The organism is Thermosipho atlanticus DSM 15807 (genome assembly GCF_900129985.1).
Taxonomy (GTDB): Bacteria; Thermotogota; Thermotogae; order Thermotogales; family Fervidobacteriaceae; genus Thermosipho_A; species Thermosipho_A atlanticus.
This window is the reverse complement of record NZ_FQXN01000001.1, coordinates 56052-77963: the sequence shown is the minus strand read 5'-3', so window position 1 is coordinate 77963 and position 21912 is coordinate 56052. Positions and strand designations below refer to the sequence as shown.

General features: G+C 30.6%; 22 protein-coding genes. 15 read left to right on the top strand and 7 right to left on the bottom strand.

The window, feature by feature from the left end; translation table 11 throughout:
* Positions 1-106: 106 nt before the first annotated feature.
* Both BUB65_RS00410 and BUB65_RS00405 read left to right on the top strand, forming a co-directional pair.
* Positions 107-328, top strand: a complete 222-nt coding sequence (locus BUB65_RS00410; RefSeq protein ID WP_073070923.1) for a DUF5320 domain-containing protein — start codon at positions 107-109, stop codon at positions 326-328.
* 1 nt (position 329) lies between these two features.
* Positions 330-572, top strand: coding sequence for a DUF5320 domain-containing protein (locus BUB65_RS00405; protein ID WP_073070921.1), 243 nt, complete (start codon positions 330-332; stop codon positions 570-572).
* A gap of 72 nt (positions 573-644) precedes the next feature.
* Here the strand turns inward: BUB65_RS00405 and BUB65_RS00400 are convergent, their stop codons facing one another.
* Together BUB65_RS00400 and BUB65_RS00395 are read right to left on the bottom strand one after the other, a co-directional pair.
* On the bottom strand, positions 645-2705 hold the full coding sequence (locus BUB65_RS00400; RefSeq protein WP_073070918.1) for a S8 family serine peptidase: 2061 nt from the start codon (positions 2703-2705) through the stop codon (positions 645-647).
* A gap of 18 nt (positions 2706-2723) precedes the next feature.
* Positions 2724-4334: a hypothetical protein gene (locus BUB65_RS00395; RefSeq protein ID WP_073070916.1), complete on the bottom strand. Its 1611-nt coding sequence runs from the start codon at positions 4332-4334 to the stop codon at positions 2724-2726.
* A gap of 534 nt (positions 4335-4868) precedes the next feature.
* Between BUB65_RS00395 and BUB65_RS00390 the strand changes: the two genes are divergently transcribed.
* The 6 genes from BUB65_RS00390 to BUB65_RS00365 are packed head-to-tail and all read left to right on the top strand — an operon-like array spanning position 4869 to position 9881.
* Positions 4869-6992 carry a RelA/SpoT family protein gene (locus BUB65_RS00390; RefSeq protein WP_073070914.1) on the top strand — a complete coding sequence of 708 codons (2124 nt, stop codon included), beginning with the start codon at positions 4869-4871 and terminating at the stop codon, positions 6990-6992.
* Positions 6989-7438: a D-aminoacyl-tRNA deacylase gene (gene dtd / locus BUB65_RS00385; protein WP_073070912.1), complete on the top strand. Its 450-nt coding sequence runs from the start codon at positions 6989-6991 to the stop codon at positions 7436-7438. Before BUB65_RS00390 ends, dtd begins: the two co-directional genes overlap by 4 nt.
* Positions 7438-8217 carry an epoxyqueuosine reductase QueH gene (locus BUB65_RS00380; protein WP_073070910.1) on the top strand — a complete coding sequence of 260 codons (780 nt, stop codon included), beginning with the start codon at positions 7438-7440 and terminating at the stop codon, positions 8215-8217. The genes dtd and BUB65_RS00380 overlap by 1 nt, the downstream gene beginning before the upstream one ends.
* Positions 8218-8241: 24 nt before the next feature.
* The gene (locus tag BUB65_RS00375) at positions 8242-8583 is read left to right on the top strand and encodes a divergent PAP2 family protein (RefSeq protein ID WP_073070907.1); all 342 of its coding nucleotides are present in this window, start codon (positions 8242-8244) and stop codon (positions 8581-8583) included.
* A 10-nt stretch (positions 8584-8593) separates the two neighbouring features.
* Entirely contained in the window at positions 8594-9133 is a 540-nt protein-coding gene (locus BUB65_RS00370; protein WP_073070905.1) for a transglycosylase SLT domain-containing protein, read from the top strand.
* A complete protein-coding gene (locus BUB65_RS00365; protein WP_073070903.1) occupies positions 9114-9881 on the top strand; it encodes an ABC transporter ATP-binding protein in 768 nt (255 codons plus the stop codon). The genes BUB65_RS00370 and BUB65_RS00365 overlap by 20 nt, the downstream gene beginning before the upstream one ends.
* On the opposite strand, the gene BUB65_RS00360 is transcribed toward BUB65_RS00365, so the two are convergent.
* On the bottom strand, positions 9878-10858 hold the full coding sequence (locus BUB65_RS00360; protein WP_073070900.1) for a polysaccharide pyruvyl transferase family protein: 981 nt from the start codon (positions 10856-10858) through the stop codon (positions 9878-9880). The two genes, BUB65_RS00365 and BUB65_RS00360, sit on opposite strands and share 4 nt — an antisense overlap.
* Before the next feature lie 96 nt (positions 10859-10954).
* Between BUB65_RS00360 and panB the strand changes: the two genes are divergently transcribed.
* The 7 genes from panB to BUB65_RS00325 are packed head-to-tail and all read left to right on the top strand — an operon-like array spanning position 10955 to position 16631.
* Positions 10955-11749 carry a 3-methyl-2-oxobutanoate hydroxymethyltransferase gene (panB, locus tag BUB65_RS00355; RefSeq protein WP_073070898.1) on the top strand — a complete coding sequence of 265 codons (795 nt, stop codon included), beginning with the start codon at positions 10955-10957 and terminating at the stop codon, positions 11747-11749.
* Positions 11749-12909, top strand: a complete 1161-nt coding sequence (gene coaBC, locus BUB65_RS00350; protein WP_073070896.1) for a bifunctional phosphopantothenoylcysteine decarboxylase/phosphopantothenate--cysteine ligase CoaBC — start codon at positions 11749-11751, stop codon at positions 12907-12909. Before panB ends, coaBC begins: the two co-directional genes overlap by 1 nt.
* A complete protein-coding gene (locus BUB65_RS00345) occupies positions 12878-13843 on the top strand; it encodes a hypothetical protein (RefSeq protein ID WP_073070893.1) in 966 nt (321 codons plus the stop codon). The genes coaBC and BUB65_RS00345 overlap by 32 nt, the downstream gene beginning before the upstream one ends.
* A gap of 3 nt (positions 13844-13846) precedes the next feature.
* Complete coding sequence (locus tag BUB65_RS00340; protein WP_073070891.1) at positions 13847-14449, top strand: CBS domain-containing protein; 603 nt, start codon at positions 13847-13849, stop codon at positions 14447-14449.
* Positions 14449-15135, top strand: a complete 687-nt coding sequence (locus tag BUB65_RS00335; protein WP_073070888.1) for a segregation and condensation protein A — start codon at positions 14449-14451, stop codon at positions 15133-15135. The genes BUB65_RS00340 and BUB65_RS00335 overlap by 1 nt, the downstream gene beginning before the upstream one ends.
* Positions 15107-15619, top strand: coding sequence for an SMC-Scp complex subunit ScpB (gene scpB / locus BUB65_RS00330; RefSeq protein ID WP_073070885.1), 513 nt, complete (start codon positions 15107-15109; stop codon positions 15617-15619). The genes BUB65_RS00335 and scpB overlap by 29 nt, the downstream gene beginning before the upstream one ends.
* Complete coding sequence (locus BUB65_RS00325; protein WP_073070883.1) at positions 15600-16631, top strand: AAA family ATPase; 1032 nt, start codon at positions 15600-15602, stop codon at positions 16629-16631. Before scpB ends, BUB65_RS00325 begins: the two co-directional genes overlap by 20 nt.
* On the opposite strand, the gene purB is transcribed toward BUB65_RS00325, so the two are convergent.
* The 4 genes from purB to BUB65_RS00305 are packed head-to-tail and all read right to left on the bottom strand — an operon-like array spanning position 16628 to position 21899.
* On the bottom strand, positions 16628-17914 hold the full coding sequence (gene purB, locus BUB65_RS00320; RefSeq protein WP_073070880.1) for an adenylosuccinate lyase: 1287 nt from the start codon (positions 17912-17914) through the stop codon (positions 16628-16630). The two genes, BUB65_RS00325 and purB, sit on opposite strands and share 4 nt — an antisense overlap.
* A gap of 15 nt (positions 17915-17929) precedes the next feature.
* The gene (gene guaA, locus BUB65_RS00315; RefSeq protein ID WP_073071717.1) at positions 17930-19474 is read right to left on the bottom strand and encodes a glutamine-hydrolyzing GMP synthase; all 1545 of its coding nucleotides are present in this window, start codon (positions 19472-19474) and stop codon (positions 17930-17932) included.
* Between the two features lie 26 nt (positions 19475-19500).
* The gene (locus BUB65_RS00310) at positions 19501-20712 is read right to left on the bottom strand and encodes an adenylosuccinate synthase (protein WP_073070878.1); all 1212 of its coding nucleotides are present in this window, start codon (positions 20710-20712) and stop codon (positions 19501-19503) included.
* Between the two features lie 23 nt (positions 20713-20735).
* A complete protein-coding gene (locus tag BUB65_RS00305) occupies positions 20736-21899 on the bottom strand; it encodes an NAD(P)/FAD-dependent oxidoreductase (protein WP_200773515.1) in 1164 nt (387 codons plus the stop codon).
* Positions 21900-21912: the final 13 nt, after the last annotated feature.

Below are 21912 nucleotides of genomic sequence, written 5' to 3'. Positions count from 1 at the left end.
TATCTCCACCCCATAAAGGGGTGGATTTTTTTATAGAATATTAATTATTGAAAACTATTGACATTTTATCAATAGTGATATAAAATATATTCCAGGAGGTGAAATTATGAGGTGGAATGGTAGATTTCGAAGAAGGCACAATCCTTACTTTTATAGCAGATGGAATAACCCATATTTTCCTGATTTTTATGAACTAAAAGATGAGAGATTATTTCTAGAAAACGAAAAAGAAATGTTATTAGATTACAAAGAATATCTGAAAGAAGAAATGTTATACGTAGAAAGAAGAATAGAAGAAATAGAACAAATGCTACAAGGAGGTGAATAACATGCCAGGATTTGATGGAACAGGACCTTTTGGAACGGGACCTTTGGGGTTTAGAAGAGGTTACTGCAGAACATATGGAAGAAAAAACGTATGGATAAATCCATATATCAACGGGTACAGCTTTGATAGAGCTTTTGGACGAGGTTTAAGAATGGCACGAAGAAACGGACAAAGATTTGGATATGGTAGAGGTTTTGGTAGAGGTTTTGGATATGGTAAGGGTTTTGGAAGAATAAGTTGGTAATCAAAAATGCAAATTAAAAACTGCCCACCATATACGGTGGGCAGTTTGATTTTAACATTTTAAATTATTTATTTAGAAAGCTGTACCAAATAAATACCACCAATAACCGTTCCCACCATATTCATCAACTGTTGCCAATGTTGCGTCCGTAGAATCAAACGTTCCATACACAGGTATTTCATATCCATTTAGCGTAACTGTACCAGAAACTGTGCAAATAGTTCCTACTTCAGATCTTTCTATTCTCAAGAAAGCTAAATCAGCAACTTGCGAGAAATCATACACTGTACCAGTTGCAAAGGGAACCTCATAATATGAATATCTTGAACCATATACTAATTCAAAAAATGCTGAATCAAGCGTAACAGTAGCTGAGTCTAAATCTGCAGTTGGTTCATCAAATTCTACGTTAAAAGTTGAAGTGAACGTGAAAGTCCTTGTAGAATCTCCAACTAAATTAACAATATCATTATATTGTCTTTCTTCTTCGATCCTTCGAGCATAACTAATTCCATAATATCCATTAGCATAAGATCTATCGTTAGAATCAGGTCCCCCTACTATAACTTCATAACTTCCTGCATCAATGTTTGAAAAATGTGCTACTCCTGTATAATCTGTCTTTGCAAAATAGTCTCCTCCATTTTCATCTACTCTTTTCAATGAAACAAATACACCTGAAATACCATATCCCCAACTATCTTTAGCTACAACATCAAATGATAATCCACCGTTTCCTGGTAATTCTAAAGCTACCGAATTGCTTGCATTTATTAGTCCAAACCCTGATGAATGATCAAATCCAGGTTCATCAATATCAACTGCACCATCTTCAATCAATTTCCTTATTTGCCAAGGAGTTGCGTTCGGATATTTATCTAATAAAATCGCTACCAAACCTGAAACATGAGGACACGCCATTGAAGTACCTTGATAAAAATCGTATAAACCTCCATTCGTTCCTTCTAAAGTATACCCTTCATATCCCAACGAACTCATACCCGGAACAGTAGATAAAATATTAACCCCAGGTGCACCAACTATTACTGCATCACTTCTATTTGAAAACCAAACCGTTCTATAGTCACCACCGTAATATTCTACTGCTCCTACTTGAATTATTCCAGGATAGTTTGCTGGATATTGTAAATGTTGATCTGTGTGGCCATTTCCTGCAGAAACAGTTACAACTACATTATTATCTAAAGCATAATCAAAAGCTGTTTTAAGTGTATAACTATAGCCCCATCCTCCCCAGGAATTCTGAAGCACATTTGCTCCATGATCAACGGCCCAAAGAATACCTTCAGCAACTTCATCATCTCCTACGTAACCTACAGTATCAAATATAACAATAGGCATAATTTTCGCGTCGGGTGCAACACCCACAATTCCTATAGAATTATTTGATGCGGCAATTGTTCCTGCTACATGTGTACCATGTGCTCCTCCATAAGAAGAATCAGTACCCGCTGGTAAAATCTCATCGGTCAATGGTCTATAGCCTTCAACAACTTGACCAATCAAATCAGGATGTGTACCATCAACCCCTGTATCTACTACTGCAACAACTACCCCTTTGCCAGTATAACCAGCATTCCAAGCATTTTCAACATCTAAAGCTTCAAGACCCCAAAGGTATTTTGAAAATTCTTCATTACCTCTTCCAGTAAATGAATCAATAGAAACTTCTTTTTTACCTTTTATTATATTAATGACTTCATCTGAAACAGGTTTTGGATCTATAATTTGTCTCTTGTAACTTGGCTCAACATATTTTATACCTTTAAGATTTAGTTTAAATATTTTTTCATAAGCTTTCTCTACAGTTCCTTCAAATTTTATAGAAACCATTTTTATTTGAGGTAAATCTACGACTATCTTTCCATTCAAAACTTCTAATATTTTGTTTACATCTTCCCTATTTCTGTAACCAACTAATATTTTGCCTTCTTCATATTCTAAATCTCCTAATTTTCCAAAAATAACTTTGTCATCATTTGAATTAAAACCACTTCCAAAATTATTGTTGGTAGTTACTTTATTCAGCGAAACATTATTAACTCCACATGCCGAAAGAATTAGAAACAAAGCTAAAACAATTGGTAAAGTATATTTTAAAAGCTTCTTCATCACATCTCCCCCCTTTCCTTAATTCTCACCAGTTGTAAAGGTATTGTAAATCTCAGCCTCAACACCTATAGGATCAAATATACCAGCTTGATCTGCATATATTGAGTAAGCTATCGAATCATCGTCACCAACAATTGCTATTGCAAGTTCGTTACCCCACTCATAGGTTTTGTTCTTTTGCAAAACATTATATTGATACCAATCACCTATTCCGTAATCCACCCACCATAATCCACTCGGTGGATTATTAAAATCAAATGAAACACTTGTAGCATATGTTCCAATGAAACTATAATATGGGTAACCAGTTCCACTTAAAGAGTAATAACCATAATCATTCAAAGTATTATCATAAAGCCAAATATCAAAATAATAAACTGGTTGACCTTCAGGTGATTCAACGGGATTAACTATTTCCCAAGAAAATGTTGGATTTATAGAAACATCAGTAGCACCATCAACTGGGCTTAAATATTTAATATCAAACATACCGAGAGGAACCACTGAACCCAATAATGTTGGAGTAGCAACGTAATCACCATATTTTGCAGCAACTTCGTACCAAACTTCCTTCCCTGCTTCTAATTGTGGAGATTTATCTCGATAATAATTATATCCTGCTGGAACTGTTGCTGTTTCCTCAAAATTTTCTCCATCGAAACTTCTGTAAATTACATAACCTTCAGGTTCATCTGTAGTTGCCGAAGCTGATGAATCTTCCCATAAAGTCCAAGAAATTTCAACCCAAAGATTTGTATCTTTAATTGGAGCTGCTGTTATTTTTCTCTCACTATTGAATTCTGGAATTGCTTTCTTGTTTATCTTTATCGGATTATTATAGAACTCTAGTCCTCCGCGTCGTGTATATGCAAATATACTTGGATCTTCTTTCTCAACTACATATGCATTTTCAAAGATTATTTCTTTACTAATATTGAAATAATAAACATTTGCAACCATATTTTCATTTTGATCAAATACGACCACGTATAAAGGAACTAAACCTGAAAATCCTGAAATTGATAAAGTGCCTTCTGCAGGTGATTCATAATATATTGTTCGTGGAGTAGTGAAAAAACCTGAACCTGGAATTCCGCCTAACTTCACGTAAATATATTTGACATCATATTCTGATGTGTCTACGTTAATGACATAATAAATATCATTATTTATTGTCAACATGTTGTTATTTAAAGTTAATTCTGTAGCTTTTGAACTATCTGTATAAAACTTTATTGTAATATTTATAGGTTCTTTAGTAGTGGTCACGCCAACAGAAGACTTTCTCAACTGAGTTTCAATAGTTGTTGTTTTTTCAGCCTCAAATCTAACGTTATTAAACCTAGTAACTGCATAACCATCTTTTGATATAACAAAGTCTAAATATGAGTAATCAACATTTGTAGGGATACTAAAAACAACATGCCCTTCACTATCAGTTGTACCTTCCATTATTTTTTCACCATGATAAAAAACTTCTACAGTGGCGTCAGATACTGCATATCCTGAGTTATATTCAGTTACAAATAACTCAAGACCTGTGGTTGAAACGTTAAATAATACACAACCACTAAAGAAAATGAAAATAGTACTTACAAGAAGTGTCAAAAACAAAAGTCTCTTTTTCACACCTACCCCTCCTTTTTAATTTTTTAACTTTAAATTTAAATTAAACTAGAAAATCCTTATTTGATTTTATTATCACCTCCATTGCTCAAATGATAAATTTAAATAACAATTTTTTCATTTACAAAAATATATTGTATCATATTTTCTAATAAATATTCAATTAATTAAAGTTTTTAAAATCCGATAAACAAAATATAAATTAAATTAAATTGGAAACGGTTTCAAAACTAACTTAATTATTTTTCATCTCAAAATGTTAATTTTCTTGAAAATACGTTAATACTGCAAAAGTATAAAACATTCGCTAATAACTCTTCGAAAAACAGGCTTAATTGTTCAATCATTTGCAAAAGGTTACTAAATAATTGGTAAACTCTAAAATTGCAATTACAAATTAAATAAAATCATCCGGGTAAAAAATTTAAAAAATGTTTTTTTTATATTTCTTAATCATCTTATTATTTTCTTAACTTTTTGTTTCACACTTTACTTTGATTATGTGTTAAAATAATTAATATCTTAGAAGGTGAAAATATGGTTAAAACTGAAAATTACATTAAAGAATTTGAAATTATCTCTCAGAAAAAATTTAACCCCGAAGAAAAAAGTCTAATAGAAAAAGCCATAAAAATGGCTGAATATGCTCATGAAGGTTTTTACCGAAAATCAGGTGAGCCCTTTGTAACCCACCCATTGGAAGTTGCAAAAATTCTTGCATCCCTAAAGCTAGATGTTACTTCATTAATCGCTGGTATTCTTCATGATTCAGTTGAAGATAGTGAAGGTCGCGTCACTTTAGAAGACATAAAAAAAGAATTTGGAAAAGAAGTTGCATTAATAGTTGATGGGGTTACAAAAGTAAGCAAAATAAACGCCCCTGTTGGAAATATAGAACAGAAGAAAAAAAGCGAGACAATCCAAAAAATGCTTTTAGCAATGGCTGAAGACGTTAGAGTGATTTTTGTAAAACTTGCCGATAGACTTCACAACATGCGTACAATTGAGTATGTAGATAATATTGATAAAAAGAAATACAAAGCATTAGAAACTCTCGAAGTATATGCTCCAATTGCTCACAAACTTGGAATCCATGTAGTCAAATGGGAACTTGAAGATCTATCTTTTAAAGTTCTTCATCCAAATGATTATTACAAAATTAAAGAATTGGTTGCTAAAAAGAAAAAAGAAAGAGAAGAAAGAACCAAAGAATATGCTAATCAACTAAAAGCTGCTTTAAAAGAACATAATATAAAAGCAAAAATTGAAGGAAGATACAAACACTATTACAGTATTTGGAAAAAGATGAAAGAAAAAAACAAAAAATTTGACGAAATATACGACTTGATAGGTATAAGAGCCATAGTTGATGATATAAGAACATGCTATACAACTGTCGGAGTTGTACATCAAATTTGGGTTCCTCTTCCAGGAAGGTTTAAAGATTACATTGCTGCTCCAAAGTCAAACGGTTATAAATCTATTCATACAACTGTTATTACCCAATTTGGTGAACCATTAGAAGTTCAAATAAGAGACCATAATATGCATGCTGAAGCTGAATATGGATTAATAGCTCATTGGATATACAAAGAGAAAAACATCAACTTAAAACAAAAATGGCTTCTTCAACTTCTAGATTGGAGAAAGGAACTCATTCAAGGGAATACAAACCTATCAGAGTTAAAAAATGAACTTCAGCTTGGTGAAGTTTTTGTTTTAACACCTAAAGGCGAAATTATACATATGACACGAGGTTCAACAGTTATTGATTTTGCATATTCCATTCACACAGAGATTGGGCATCATTTTTCAGGAGCGAAAGTGAATGGAAAAATTGTTCCCATAAGTTACAAACTTAAAAATGGTGATGTAGTTGAGATTCTTGTTAACAAATCGAGTAAAGGACCTAGTCTTGACTGGTTAAAATACGCAAAAAGTCCTAGAACAAAAGCAAAAATCAGAAGATTTTTTAGAGAAAAAGAAAAAGAAAGGTTAATTGAATCAGGAAAAGATGTTATAAGGAAAATTGCAAAAAGATTAAATATATCAATTGAAGGGCTTCTAGAAAATGAAAAACTAAAAAATTTCATGAAAAATCACAATTTAACTCCTGAAGAATTATATGCGCGAATAGGCGAGGGAAGTATTACATTTAACGATTTACTCAATTTAATTGAAAAACAAAAAGAAGAAAAAAAGATTTCTTCAAAACAAAAGAAAAACTATAAGAATTTGATATCTGTAGATGGAATTTCATCAATTGATGTACATATAGCAAAATGTTGCATGCCTGTACCGGGCGACGAGATCATTGGAATTTCTAGTAGAAGAGGAATCACTATACATAGGGTTGGATGCAAAAATGTTCAAAACATTGAAGAAGAAAGGAAATTTAAGGCAAGTTGGATCTCAGAAGGATCTAGTGGATTTAATGCTGCTATTGAGATAGAATTAGATAGAAATGAGCGATTACCTGAAATAATGAACATATTTATTTCCAAAAAAATTAATGTTTCCAGTTTGAAAGTTTTTGAAGCCGAATCGTGGAAAACAATATTTGCAAATTTCACAATTATGGTAAAATCTTTAAATGAGCTAAATGAATTAATTAAAGAAATCGAAAAAAAAGCTGGAGTTATGAGGGTGAGAAGAAAATGAGAGCAGTTATTCAAAGAGTTCTTAATGCTTCAGTAAATGTAAATGGAAAAACTATTGCAAAAATAAATAAAGGAATTTTAGTGTTGCTTGGCGTTGGAAAACATGATACTGACGAAGACGCAAAGTATTTATCTGATAAAATTGTAAATTTGAGAATATTCGATGATGAACAGGGCAAAATGAATCTTTCATTGATAGATATAAAAGGAGAACTATTAATAGTTTCACAATTCACTTTATTTGGTGACTGTAGGCGTGGAAGAAGACCTTCATACTCTGAGTCAGCACCTCCTACTCAGGCAAAAAAATTATACGAAAAATTTATTGAGTATTCAAAAAAATACGGTTTAAAAGTAGAAACTGGTACTTTTGGAGCTTATATGGAAGTTTCACTTATTAATGATGGTCCAGTAACACTTTTACTAGATTCTAAGAAGGTGTTCTAATGCTTTTGCACGTATGTTGTGCTCCTGATTTAGTACCAGCATACTTTCATTTAGGGAAAATAGAAAACGTTTATTTTTACAATCCCAATATTTATCCAAAAGAAGAATACGAAAAAAGATTAAAAGAAGTTTATAAACTATCATACGTGTGGGGATTTAATATTGTTGAAAGTGAATATAATCCCAATGTGTTTTATAAGCTTATTAAAGGATATGAACACCTAGGTGAAAATAGCACTCGATGTGAAAAATGTATTTTCCTTAGATTATATAAAACTGCATTGAAAGCCAAAGAAATTGGAGAAAATGAATTTACAACAACTTTAACGGCGTCTCCAAGAAAAAATTTGGATAAAATAAATAAAATTGGTAAAATTGTAGAAAAAGAAACTGGAATTAAATATGTAGAATCTTTTTTCAGAAAAGGTAAAGAATATCAAAAATCATTAAAATTTATAAAAGAAAGAAAAATTTATAGACAAAGTTATTGTGGTTGTATATTTTCACTCAATGAAGTTGAAAAAATCAAACAAGAAAAGTTAAAAGAAAGAAAAGCAAAATTAGAAAAAATTGGACTTTCAAAGTATGAACTTGACCCTGAAATATTAATCATTACTGAAGAAAATTTTAGTGAAATAGAAAATATTTTCACCGACTTTATTGAAATCATTAAACCTAAAATGTTAATTGTAAAAAACGATATCGGAAAAAAATTAAAATTAAAAGAAGGGTGGAATAAAATCAATAAATATAATTTAAAAGTGAAATTCTTAACGTAACAATATGTTAGAGGAGTGTTCAAAATGCTCGATCTATTCAAAAATATACCGTTATTAGCAGCAGTACTTGGTTTTTTGTTTTCACAATTTATAAAAGTAATCATTTATAGAGATATAAAAGCATTTGGAAGATATGGAGGAATGCCAAGTGCTCATATCTCAACAATTTCAGCTTTGGCTTGGGCAATAGCAAGAACAACTGGTTATGACTCTCCACACACCGCTATCGCAGCTATTTTCTTAGCTGTAACAGCTTCTGATGCAGTAGGTTTGAGAAGAAAAGTGGATCCAAACAGTGGGCATACAATGGCAGAAGCAATTGCTGGTTTTATTTTAGGAATGTTAATTGCATTTATAATAACTTAGGAGGTAAAACATGAAAAAAATAATTTTATTTATATTAATCTTAACACTTTCCACTAATCTTTTGGCATTACCAGGCCAATGGTTTAGAGATATGATAAAAGAATATAGAGCATCTCATGGTTTAGACACTTATGATGAAATGTTGTATGAGATTGAAGATACAATCATATCAATTTCAAAAGAAACGGGAATTGACCCTCTCCTGATCACTTCAGTAATAATTGTGGAAAGTGAATTTAGAAATGTAATTGGCTTAGACGGTGAACTTGGCATGATGCAAATCAAACCGGAAACGGCTGCCTTTGTTGCAAAAGTGTTTAAAATCGAAAAACCTGAAGAAGGATGGATTAGAATTCTTTGGGATTATAAGTTAAACATAAAAATCGGAACTTATTATATAAAGTATTTATACAATAAATTCGGAAACATTGTAGATGCTATTAGACATTACAATGGTGGAATTTATAAAGACATTTATGCTGAAAGAATAATGGAAACTTACAAAAAAATGCTTAAGGTGGCTTCATCATATGAACAACAAAATTCTTGAAGTAAAAAACCTTTGTTTTTCATATGAAAATTTTTCACTGAACAATTTAAACATTTCACTAAAAAAAGGAACTTTTGTAGGAATTATTGGCCCTAATGGCGCTGGAAAATCAACCACTTTAAATTTAATCGCAAAACTATTAAAACCAAAATCTGGAAAAATAATACTTTTTGGGAAAGATATAAGAAAACTTAACCGATTAGAAATTGCAAAATTAATTTCATTTGTAAGGCAAGACTTCAACCCGGCATTTGAGTTTAAAGTTAAAGATATTGTTGAAATGGGAGGTTATCATAAAAGTAGAAGTTTCTTCTCAAATTGCGAGGACTTAACAAAAATAAAAGAAAGTTTAAAAATAGTCGGACTAGAAAATTTTGAAAACAGGAGTTTTTCAACACTGAGTGGTGGAGAACAACGCAGAGCTTTAATTGCAAGAAGTTTGTATCAAGAGACTCCAATAATACTTGTGGATGAATTAACAGCTCATCTTGATATTTCGCATTCGATAAAGATAGTTGAAATACTAAAACAACTTACAAAATTTGGGAAAAGTGTTTTAGCAGCATTTCACAATATAAACATTGCTGCAAAATATTGTGACTATATCTATGCCTTAAAAAATGGAAAGATTATTTTTGAAGGAATTCCCAAAAATGTAATTTATAAAGAAAATATTCAGCAACTTTATGAAACAGAAGTAGAAATTCTACCCCACCCCACTAAAAATTATCCAATAGTAATTTTTTAAGCGAGATTATGTATCAAATTCTTAAGCTTTTCGTACATTTCTTTCGCATCTTCTTCCATTTGTTTTCGAACCTGCAATTTAATTCCTTTCACTTTTGAAATTTTATACGAAGCTTCAATTATGCCTTTTGCATATCCATTGTAATCCTTTTGGTATTTATGAAAAAAACGCCTAAATTTTTCATCTTTTAAAGAAATAAAAGGTACTTCAAAGTATGCTGCAATCAAAGCCCCATGAAATCTCTCACTAATTACTAATTCACTCTGCTTTATATGACTTATAGAATCTTCCACATCACAATAACTTACTTTCAGCTTTTTTACGGAAAAGTTTGATAAACGTTTTGCAAGTGGTACATCTTCAGGCGAAAAAGGAGCAAAAACTACGTTAGTAAAACCTTGATTAGCTAAACATAATAATACTGGAACATAACTTCTAAACTTTCTGGGTACAATGACTGCTTTTCTCTGAACTTTTTTTTCGTATTTTTCTTCGGATAAAATCGGAATTGAAGGATCTGTATAAATAAAAGCTTTGTTATTATACTTTTTCACATATTTATATGAAACCTCATCTCTTGAAAATATATATAATTTTTTATTTCTTAGCAAATCCTTAAATAAAATTCTACTTAAATATCTTTTAAATGGGCCAAAACTATTACCGAAAAATATTACCGGTTTTCTGAGAAACAATGAGATTTTAAAAATCAAATAATAATACATAAAACTTCTAAAACTAGTTTTATCTTGTAAAACTCCTCCGCCACCACATATTACTATGTCACTTTTGCTTATAGCATTTAAAACTGAAATAATATTAAACCTACTATACGCATTCTCATACTTAACTTCTTTAGGTAAAAGTTCAACAACTTGGTAATTTTCTCTTTTCAAAAATTTTTTAATTGAAATTCTCATTAATTCATCACCTAAATTCCCGAAACCATAATAACCTACTAATAGAATCTTTTTCACAGAATACCCCCTAATTATTTACTAGAAAAAGTATAACATAAAATTTTTTAATAATGGTATAATTTAGTATAGAGAATTTCTAAGGAGGAATATGATATGAATATTAATAAGATCATGAAAATGAAAGGAAAAGAAAAGATAGTAATGGTAACAGCTTACGATACCCCTTCAGCAAAAATCGCTGAAAAAGCCGGTGTTGATATAATATTAGTAGGGGATTCTTTGGGCAACAATGTTCTTGGTTATTCAGATACTATGCCAGTAACAATGCAAGAAATGTTAATCCACTTAAGAGCGGTTAGAAGAGGTGCACCTAATTCATTTATTGTTGCAGATATGCCATTTTTGTCGTACGGACATAGTGAAGAAGAATCAATTAAAAATGCAGGTATATTTCTTAAAAATGGTGCAAATGCAGTAAAACTTGAAGGTGGTAAAGTTTTCGGAAATTTAATCAAAAAAATGATTTCAATAGGTATACCTGTAATGGGACACCTTGGTTTAACTCCACAATCTTTAAATGTATTTGGTGGATATAAGGTTCAAGGTAAGACAAAAGCATCAAGGGAATACTTAATAAACAACGCAATAGAGCTTGAAAAAAGCGGAGTATTCTCTCTTGTATTAGAAATGGTAATTGAGGAAGTTGCAAAAGAAATAACAGAAAAACTTTCTATTCCAACTATTGGTATAGGGGCTGGAAGGTTCTGTGATGGCCAAGTACTAGTTTTCCATGACATAGTCGGACTTAACCCGGAATTTCAGCCGAAATTTTCTAAAAAGTATGTCGATAGTTTTAATATGATGCTTAATGCCTTAGAAAAATATAAGCAAGAAGTTAAAAATGAAGTATTTCCAAGTGAACACAATATCTTCAGAGGAGGAGAGTAATGCATATATTATTAGGAGTTTCAAGTGGCATTGCAATTTATAAAACCGTAGATCTTGTTAGTAAATTAAGGAAGGAAAATTATGACATTGATATAGTTATGACAGAAAATGCTGCAAAACTCGTTTCACCTACCGTCTTCTCAGCAGTTGGAAATTGTAATGTTTATATCAATACTTTTGATATTAACCATGGTTGGATCACACATACTGATCTTTCAAAAAAAACGGACATTTTTGTACTTGCACCAGCTACAGCAAATACTATAGCTAAAATTGCAAATGGCCTCGCAGATAACCTTCTAACCACAATTGCCCTAGCTTTACCTGAAAAAACCCCTAAAGTTATTGTTCCAACAATGAACACTCGTATGTATGAGAATCCAATTACTCAAAAAAATCTCGAAAATCTTAACAAGTACGGCTGGTATATTCTTGAACCTGACGAAGGTCATCTTGCCTGTGGTGACATCGGCAAAGGAAGATATCCAGATAATCGAAAGATATTAGAGGTTATAAAATTTATTACCTCGCCAAAGATTTTGATGAATAAAAAAGTACTTGTTACCGCTGGACCTACTAGAGAAAATATTGATCCAATTAGATTTATCTCAAATAATTCTAGTGGAAAAATGGGATATTCTATGGCAAAAGTTGCAAAAAGACTAGGGGCTTACACATGTTTAATTTCCGGACCAACTTGTTTAGAAAAGCCTCATTTAATTGATGAATTTATACAAGTTACATCCGCTAATGAAATGTTCAATAGAGTTATGGAAAGAGTAACAGAATATGATCTTATAATTATGACTGCTGCTGTTGCAGATTATAAACCGAAAACTGTATCAAATTCTAAAATAAAAAAAGTAAACTCAAAACTCATCGTTGAACTTGAAAGAACAAAGGATATATTATCCGAAATTGGAAAAAACAAAAAAAATAATCAAATAGTCGTTGGGTTTGCTGCCGAAACTGAAAACATAATAGAGTATGGTAAAGAAAAACTTAAAAAGAAAAACGCTGATTATATTGTTGCAAACAATGCTAACGAAGTAATGGGAAAAGACTCAACAAAAGTATATGTTATATCAAAAGACTCTATAAAAGAAATTGAAGGGAGTAAAGAAAAAGTTGCAGAAGAAATTTACAAAATTATCATTTAGTTTGCTGGTTCTCTTATCCTACACTCTTTTTTCGGAAAGTATATATACTGGTATAAAATATACATATAGAAACACTATTTATGAGAATTACATTATCTTAACAAGTTCAATAGAAAGGAAGGTAGTAATTTTTAACGTTGAGAACAAAAAAATTGACTTCTTCTTAACTAATGTTGGAGTCTATCCAGTTGTTTCTTATATGAATGAAAAAGAATTACTAGTAATTGATAGTGTAGGAAAACAAGTACTTTTGTATAACTTGGAAAATCTCCAAGTGGTTAATAAGGAGCTGGATTATAAACCTATTTTTTATAAAAAATTAGATAATGTTGTTTACATATTAGACAACAATGGAAATTTGTACGGTTTTAACTTTGATCTTGAAATAATATATCATCACAAATTCTCCTCTAAGCCAAGTTATTTTGACTTTTACAATTCAAAAGCTATAGGTTTTTACATTTGGAACAAAGAAATAGACATCGAATATGATAACAAATTACTTAACTTTAATTTAATAACACCTAATCACATGATTTCAAAATATGTTCTTGATTCTCGAGGAGGGAAAATTTTAGATTTCGAAACAAAAAAAATATATACAACAGAACCTTATTTGTCATTCGGATTATTATGGAACAATGAGCTTTACTTTGCCTCCATGTTTACAAAAACAATATACAAGTTAAAAAATGATAAAATATACAGTGTAGCCAAATTAGAGTTTCAACCTACAAATGGAAAAGTATTTAATGATCGATTGTATATTCTTTCAGCACATGATGATAAGCTTATAATTATTGGAAAGAAAATAGAAGTTTTTGATACAGGAAAATTCCCTATAGATATTTTTAAATATAAAGACAAAATAATAGTAATTTGTGCTGATAATGGTGAAATAAATATATTTAATGACAATCAAAAAGGAGGTTAACTTATGAATGTTAAAAAATGGGTAATAACCTACTTTCCAACAATTAAAGTAAATCAAAATGTTGGGGAAGCATTAAGAAAAATGCGGGAGTACGCATGTGATTACTGCATAGTTCTAGACGAAAACGACAAATTCGAAGGGGTACTTTATAAATCAAGCATTAGAGATTCGGAACTTGAAGAATCAGTTAATAATTACGTTACATTTCCAGACTTTTATGTTGTAGAAGATTCAAATGTCGAAGAGGCAGCTTTAATGTTAATTGAAAATAGGGATCAAATACTTCCAGTCGTAAATAACAATGCAGAAGTAATTGGTATCCTGACAGTACAAGAAGTATTAGAAGCATTCACTGAACTTTCTGCTATGGATGAACCGGGAACAAGAATAATTCTTGAACTTCCCGATAAACCTGGAGAGTTAAAGAGAGTAATTGATGTATTAGCAAACAATAAAATGAATATTTTGTCAATTTTAACTTTAAAAGATGATGGAAAAAGACAAGTTTCAATCAAAGTTCAATGTGATGACCCTGAAACAATCGCTAATCTACTAGAAATATATGAAATTCATTATACCTCTATTATAGAAGAAGAAGGTTTTTAATGGAATTACTTTTCAAATTTGAAAATTTTGAAGGTCCTTTGGATTTAATATTGTTTTTAGTAAAAAAGAATAAATTGAGCATAAGGGAAATTCCCTTATCTCTTCTTGCTGATGAATTTATGAATTATCTAAATAATATGAAAAAAATGAACCTAAATATAACTTCAGAGTTTATTGCCACTGCTTCATACTTAATGGAATTAAAATCAAAAAGTTTATTGCCTCGGAGTAATGAAGATAAAGAATTCCAATATTCAAAGGAAAATTTTTATGCACAAGTCGAACAATATGCTAAATTAAAAGAAATGGTTGAAAATGTTAGAAAACTAGATAACAAGAAGATAAAAAACTACCCCATAAATGTAAGAGTTGTTTTTCCAAAAATAAACGAAAAAAAGTTTGAGAAACTATTAAAAAACACTCTTCAAGAAATCGAACTAAAACAAAAGGTATATCAAATAAAAAAAGAATCTCTTTCAATCGAGGTAGTCATGACAAAAATTCTCAACGAATATATTGATAAAAATCTCTTTGATGTACTAAAAGAATCTAAAAATAGATACGAGTTTATAGTTAAATTTTTAGCGATCCTAGAATTAATAAAACTCAATAAAATCTTTTTAGACAAAAAATTTAAAATCAAGAGAGTGGTCAGAAATGCAAAAAAATCAAATAGCCTTGGTTGAAGCAATGATATTTGCTTCAAGAGGTATTAAAAAACAAGATCTTCAAAAAATAACTGACATTTCGGAGAACGTTTTAGATGAAATTATTTTACAACTTCAAAAAAAATATAATTCCTCCGAAGAACATGGCATTGAACTAAGGAATATTGACGGATTCTTAAGATTTTACACTAAAGAACAATTTTCATCAGAAGTATCCAAAATTGTAAGAAAAAGATCTTTAAGTAGTCTTTCTGAAGCTCAGTTAGAAATTGTTTTACTTTTAGCTACTAAAAATAAGTTAACTAAATCTGAAATTGATGGTATAAGAGGAAAAGATTCCTATAATGTACTTAAACAATTACTGTCAAGTGGAGTAGTAAAGAGACAAAAAAAAGGAAGAGGCTATATATATTCTCTGACTAACGTTTTTAAAGACGAAACTATGGTAGAAGAACTTGTAAAAGACCTTGGAGGTGCTGAACTTGACTATTCAGGAAGCTAAATATTTATCAAAAAAAATCATGGAATCTGGAGAAGTTCCCCTATTAGTTGGACATTTTGGGGTTGGTAAAACAGATCTAATGAGAGAAATAGCTAATGAAACCAATAGAAAACTTGTAATTTTAGTACTTTCACAAATGGAACCAGGTGATCTTATTGGTTTGCCTTCTAGAGAAAATAATAAAACAGTCTTTTTGGCACCAGACTGGTGGCCTGATAATGAAAACTATATAATTTTTCTAGATGAAATAAATCGTTCACACAGAAGCATAAGAAATGCGATTATGCAACTTTTAATTGATAAACGAATACACAACCACGTCTTACCAAAAGGTACTTGGATAGCTGCTTCAATGAATCCTCCTGATGAAGACTATGATCAGGTGGATTTAATTACAGATCCCGCTTTTCTTTCAAGATTTTTTATTCTTGAAATTTCTCCAAGTGTTGATGAATGGTTACAATGGGCTGATCAAATTGGATTACCAGAAGAAATCAAAAAATTTGTAGAAAAAAATCCTGAATTCTTGTTTCCAAGAATAAATGTTTCTTTAAAAGCTAATATAAAACCAAGTCCTAGAAGCTGGTATAAATTAGGAAATGTTCTTAAAAAACTTTCAAAAGAAGATAAAAAAAGATTTGGATATCAACTTGCTTCAGGAATTTTAGGATCAGAAGCAGCGAAAGTTTTCATCGAAAATATGTTTTTTGAAATTCCAAATGCACGAGATATAATTTTAGAAGGTAATATTCCTGAAAAACTGGAAATTCATGAAGTAAATTCTATAATTATAAGAATTGTAGATTTTATTTCAAATATTTCAGAAGATGAAGCAAAAACAATGATTGAAAACGTTGAAACTATTTCTAATAATCTTTTAAAGTTATCAAAAATTATCCCGAAAGATAGTTTCTTCAGTTTAGTTAGACTTTTAAGTGAATTATCTAATGAAAGTGGTTATAAAGGTCAACTCTGTGATAAAATAATTGAAAAAATAAGTTTCAACGATTAACCTTCAAATCTTTCATAAATTTTATCGATATTTCTTAAATAATACGAAGGATTAAATAACTCTTTAAGTTCTTTGTTTGTAAATATGTTTCCAAAATGATTTTCAACTTCCTTCTTAAACGATAAATTTTTCTTTGTACAAATTAAGGCAACTCCTTGGACCTTTTTATATGCTTCTTCTCTTGAAAATCCTTCATTCATTAGCGCGTGGAAAACCCTTTGAGAATAAACTAAACCTTTGGTAATATCAATGTTTCTTCTTATATTTTTTTCAAAAATTACTAAGTTTTCTATTAATTCTTGTGCTTTTTTCAACATATAAAATACCAACATAGTTATATCTGGAAACATAAATCTTTCTGCAGAAGAATGAGAAATATCTCTTTCATGCCATAAAACTATATTTTCAAGAGCAATGTTAACATAGTTTTTTACTATTCTTGCCAAACCTGTTAATCTCTCACTCAAAATTGGATTTTTCTTATGTGGCATAGCTGAAGAACCCCTTTGCCCTTTTCTAAACGGTTCTTGCACTTCAAAAACTTCTGTTCTCTGCAAATGTCTAATTTCCACTGCCATTCTTTCAATGGCAGACGCAATTAGAGCAAATACTTCAACTAAATAAGCGTGATAATCCCTTGGAATTACTTGAGAAACCGTCAAAGCAGGTTTTAATGATAAATACGATAATGCCAACTCTTCTACTTGAGGATCGATATTGGCATAATTTCCAACCGCTCCAGATAACTTTCCAATAGAAAGTTCTTCATAAGCTTTTTCTAACCTTCTCAGATTTCTACCAAATTCATCGTACCAAGAAAGAAATTTTAAACCAAAAGATGTTGGTTCGGCATGAACACCATGTGTTCTCCCAATAGTTGGTAAATATTTATATTTTAAAGCTTTTTCATATAACAACTTCCTAAGCAATTCAATTTCACTAAGAATATATTTTGTTGAACGAATCAAAGCTAAAATGTTAGCAGTATCTACTACATCTGAAGAGGTTAATCCATAGTGAAAATATTTTGCCTCATCTCCCATTTTTGAAGTTACAACTTTGATAAATGCTATTACATCATGTTTTATTTCCTTTTCCATTTCTAAAAACTCTTCGATATTAAAATAAATATTATCTTTTATTTTTTCATAAGTACCTTTAGGTATTTTTTCTAATTCCTCATATGCTCTAATTACAGCCAACTCCACTTCTAGCCATCTTTCATATTGATTTTCAAGAGTCCATAAGCTTTTAATTGGTTCTAATGCATATCTTTCAACCACTTTATTTTTCCCTCCTTACTCCCACTCAATTGTTGCTGGAGGTTTTGAAGTAATATCGTATACTACTCTATTTATTCCACTAACTTCATTAATAATTCTCTTTGCCACTTGATTTAAAAACTCGGATGGTAATTTTGCCCAATCTGCAGTCATACCATCTTCGCTATTCACAGCACGAAGAGCTATTACATTTTCATAACTTCTATAATCCCCCATAACTCCTACCGTTTTTATTGGTAACAATACGGAAAATGCTTGCCACACCTTGTCATATAAATTTTCTTTCCTCAGTTCCTCAATGAATATATAATCCGCTTTTCGAAGTTTTTCAACGGATTCTTTTGTTACCTCTCCGATAATTCTTACAGCAAGGCCTGGACCAGGGAATGGATGTCTATTAATTATCTTTTCAGGAATATTTAAAATTTTTCCTATCTGTCTAACTTCATCTTTAAATAAATTTCGGAAAGGTTCTATAACTTTGAACGGTAATTTTTCTGGTAATCCTCCTACATTATGATGAGTTTTTATTTTCGCTGCTGATTTGCTTCCGCACACCTTACTTTCTATAACATCCGGATAAAGTGTACCTTGAGCAAGAAATTTAATATCACCATGTTTTTCTAGTAACTTTTTCGCAGTTTCGTTAAATATCTCAATAAATGTATGTCCTATAATTTTTCTCTTTTCTTCTGGTGCTTCTACACCTTTTAAAACTTCAAAAAACTTTTCTTGAGCGTCTACTATTACTAAGTCAATACCTAAATCCTCAAAATTTTCAACAACTTCAGATTTTTCGTTTAATCTTAAAAGTCCCGTGTCCACAAAAATTGGTATCAAATTATTACCTATAGCTTTATTTAACAAAATTGCTAGAACAGATGAATCAACTCCTCCAGATAGTCCCAATATTACCTTATTTTCTCCTACTGTTTCTCTTATTTCCCTAATTTTTTTCTCAAGAAAATCTTCCATTCTCCAGTTCTTCTCAATTCCTACAACTTTTTCAATAAAATTTGATAACAGTTTTCGCCCATACTGACTATGAGTAACCTCAGGATGAAATTGTACACCATATATGTTCCCTTCCACATTTCTTACAACCGCATACGGTGAATTCTCACTCTGAGCTATAACATAAAAATTTTCTGGCAACTCTTCAACTCTATCTGAATGGCTCATCCATACCTCAGATTTTTTAGGAATACCATCAAAAATTGGATCTTTTTTGATTATTTCTAAAAATGTACGTCCAAATTCTCTTTTTGAAGACTTTTCTACTTTCCCACCAAATTTCTGAATTATGCTCTGTAGTCCATAACATATGCCAAGAATTGGTACATTTAGCTCAAAAAAATAATCTTGGATATATGGCGCCCCTTCTTCAAATACACTTGCTGGACCACCTGAGAAAATTATCGCAGCTGGATTTAATTCAACCACTTCTTCCTTCGATACATCCCAGGATAAAAGTTCGGCATAATATCCAATTTCTCTTATTCTCCTTACAATTAACTGTGTATATTGTGAACCAAAGTCGATAACAACAACTGTTTTAATGGTATACATAACTCACCTCCAAAAATTCAATTTTGCCTAATTTGCTTAATTTGGTCAACCTTTGGTCCATAGGATACGTATTTAATTTTAACATCCACAAAATTTTCAATAAATTCCAAGAACCTTTTAAAATTTAAATCATTTAAAGTTTCCCAACCATCCAAATATGTATATACTGGTGTAACTTCTTTTATTTCATCAATACTAGTGATATTTTCCTTCACTTTACTTCCAATTTTATATCCTATACATACTGGAATTTTTGTTATTTTACTAAGTATATCACCTTTTGTCAACACCAACTCTTCGACACCTGAGACCTTAATAGCATATTTCAATAGAATCAAATCTAACCAGCCTACCCTTCTAGGCCTTCCAGTTGTTGCCCCAAATTCTTTACCTTTTTCTCTTAACATCGCTGCTTCTTCACCATAAATTTCTGTTGGAAATGGCCCATTTCCGACTCTAGTTAAATACGCTTTAAAAACTCCTAAATATTTATCAATTTTAACTGGATATCCTACTCCACTTTGAACTCCAGTAGTATTACAATTAGTTCCCGTAACATACGGATAAGTCCCCATATCCAAATCTAACAATACACCCTGTGTTCCTTCAAACAGTACATTACTTTCCTTTATCTCTTCTATTATCTCCATCTGACTTACAATATAACGTTTAATCTTTTCGTATAGCTCAATAATGTATTTATAATTTAAAGTTAGATTTATCCCATACATTTTATAGTAAAACTCAGAGATATTCCTCAATTTTTTCATTAAATTATCTTTATTTTCAAAATCCTTTAGTCTTATTCCAATCCTATTAATCTTGTCAGCATAAGCTGGTCCTATTCCTCTCTTTGTAGTACCTATATGTGTCTCTTCATCAATTTTCTCGTCTAATACTTTATGAAATGGAAGAACAACATGAGCCAAATTCGAAATCTTTATTTCCGGTAAATAATCTATTTTATTTTTCAATTCCTCAATTTCTTCAACTAACGTTTCTAAATCAACTAATACTCCGTTTGATATAATCAAATTTAATTGTTTTCCATTATAAAATGAGGGCAAAAGATGATTGACAATTTTTATTCCTTCATTATATTCAATTGTATGCCCGGCATTACTTCCACCACTAAATCTAACCACATTATCAAAAAACTGCGAAAAATAAGCAACAACTTTTCCTTTCCCTTCATCTCCCCACTGAAGCCCTACAATTACTATTTTCATACGGCACCTCCTAATGAACAATTTTAATTTAACTCTTTTTTTAGTTTTAAGTACTCTAATATTCCATGCGCTGTAGCATGTACAATACTTCTAGTATAACCAGAACAGTCACCGATAAATTTAAGATTAGATACTAAGTTATTATCCATCTTTTTACCGTAGAACTTAACTTCAATACCATACAACAAATGTGTTGGATTGGAAATTCCTGGGATTACATTTTCTAATTGATCTAAAAATTCTGTAATAGCTTTCACCGTTTTATGAAGTAAAACAAGGTTAAGATCTCCAAGTATATATTCATTTGAATCTAAAGTTGGATAAACGTTCCACAATTTTTTTGTTCTTTTTCCTTTTTTGAAATCTCCATATGTCTGTAAAATTACCTTCTCCCCTCCCGCCAAGATATTAGCTAGTTTAACAATATATTCTCCATATCCATTAGGATCATTAAAAGGTTTCGTAAACCTATGGGTTACAAGAATTGCAAAATTTGTATTTGAAGATTTTTTGTTATGGAAAGAATGGCCATTTACAGTTACAAAATTAGAATATTTTTCCGTCACAACATATCCGGAAGGATTATTACAAAATGTTCTAACAAGAAATCCATTTGAAGCTTGATATTTTACTTTAAATTCATATAACATGGTGTTCAATTCTTGAACGACAAAATTCGGTAACTCAAATCTCACACCTAAATCTACAGTATTGTTTTGAAGTACAAGCTCAGGATATTTTGAACTAATAGTATCAATTAATCTTGAACCACTCCTTCCTACAGCAATGTAAACTTTTTCAAATTTTTCATTATATTGCTGACCATCTTTTATGTACTTTATTTTCACAGAATTATTATATATATTTTTCAAGAAAACTTTTAATTTATCTGTACCTAAATGATAAAACTTTGATTCAATTAATTTAAATCCATATTTATGAAACTCTCTTTTCATATTTACATTTACTTCTTGGGTTCCTGTTTCAGGAATTGTATTAGATACTCGACAATAAAAATCCACAATTTCTTTTTGTAAATCTGTATCTAAAAGTATTTCATCCAAATCTCCACCCATTTCAGAAGAAATAAACAATTTTCCATCAGCTCTTATCCCACTTATTGAGGAAGAATACACATCTTTATTTGCCTCAAACACAGTTACATCTTCATCTTTTACATTTTTCAAAAAAACCTATACT

Bases quoted from the DNA above. Each gene is read 5' to 3' on its own strand.
- BUB65_RS00410 (WP_073070923.1), top strand. From the start codon at position 107: ATGAGGTGGAATGGTAGATTTCGAAGAAGGCACAATCCTTACTTTTAT.
- BUB65_RS00405 (WP_073070921.1), top strand. From the start codon at position 330: ATGCCAGGATTTGATGGAACAGGACCTTTTGGAACGGGACCTTTGGGG.
- BUB65_RS00400 (WP_073070918.1), bottom strand. From the start codon at position 2,705: ATGAAGAAGCTTTTAAAATATACTTTACCAATTGTTTTAGCTTTGTTT.
- BUB65_RS00390 (WP_073070914.1), top strand. From the start codon at position 4,869: ATGGTTAAAACTGAAAATTACATTAAAGAATTTGAAATTATCTCTCAG.
- dtd (WP_073070912.1), top strand. From the start codon at position 6,989: ATGAGAGCAGTTATTCAAAGAGTTCTTAATGCTTCAGTAAATGTAAAT.
- BUB65_RS00380 (WP_073070910.1), top strand. From the start codon at position 7,438: ATGCTTTTGCACGTATGTTGTGCTCCTGATTTAGTACCAGCATACTTT.
- BUB65_RS00375 (WP_073070907.1), top strand. From the start codon at position 8,242: ATGCTCGATCTATTCAAAAATATACCGTTATTAGCAGCAGTACTTGGT.
- BUB65_RS00370 (WP_073070905.1), top strand. From the start codon at position 8,594: ATGAAAAAAATAATTTTATTTATATTAATCTTAACACTTTCCACTAAT.
- BUB65_RS00365 (WP_073070903.1), top strand. From the start codon at position 9,114: ATGAACAACAAAATTCTTGAAGTAAAAAACCTTTGTTTTTCATATGAA.
- panB (WP_073070898.1), top strand. From the start codon at position 10,955: ATGAATATTAATAAGATCATGAAAATGAAAGGAAAAGAAAAGATAGTA.
- coaBC (WP_073070896.1), top strand. From the start codon at position 11,749: ATGCATATATTATTAGGAGTTTCAAGTGGCATTGCAATTTATAAAACC.
- BUB65_RS00340 (WP_073070891.1), top strand. From the start codon at position 13,847: ATGAATGTTAAAAAATGGGTAATAACCTACTTTCCAACAATTAAAGTA.
- BUB65_RS00335 (WP_073070888.1), top strand. From the start codon at position 14,449: ATGGAATTACTTTTCAAATTTGAAAATTTTGAAGGTCCTTTGGATTTA.
- scpB (WP_073070885.1), top strand. From the start codon at position 15,107: ATGCAAAAAAATCAAATAGCCTTGGTTGAAGCAATGATATTTGCTTCA.
- BUB65_RS00310 (WP_073070878.1), bottom strand. From the start codon at position 20,712: ATGAAAATAGTAATTGTAGGGCTTCAGTGGGGAGATGAAGGGAAAGGA.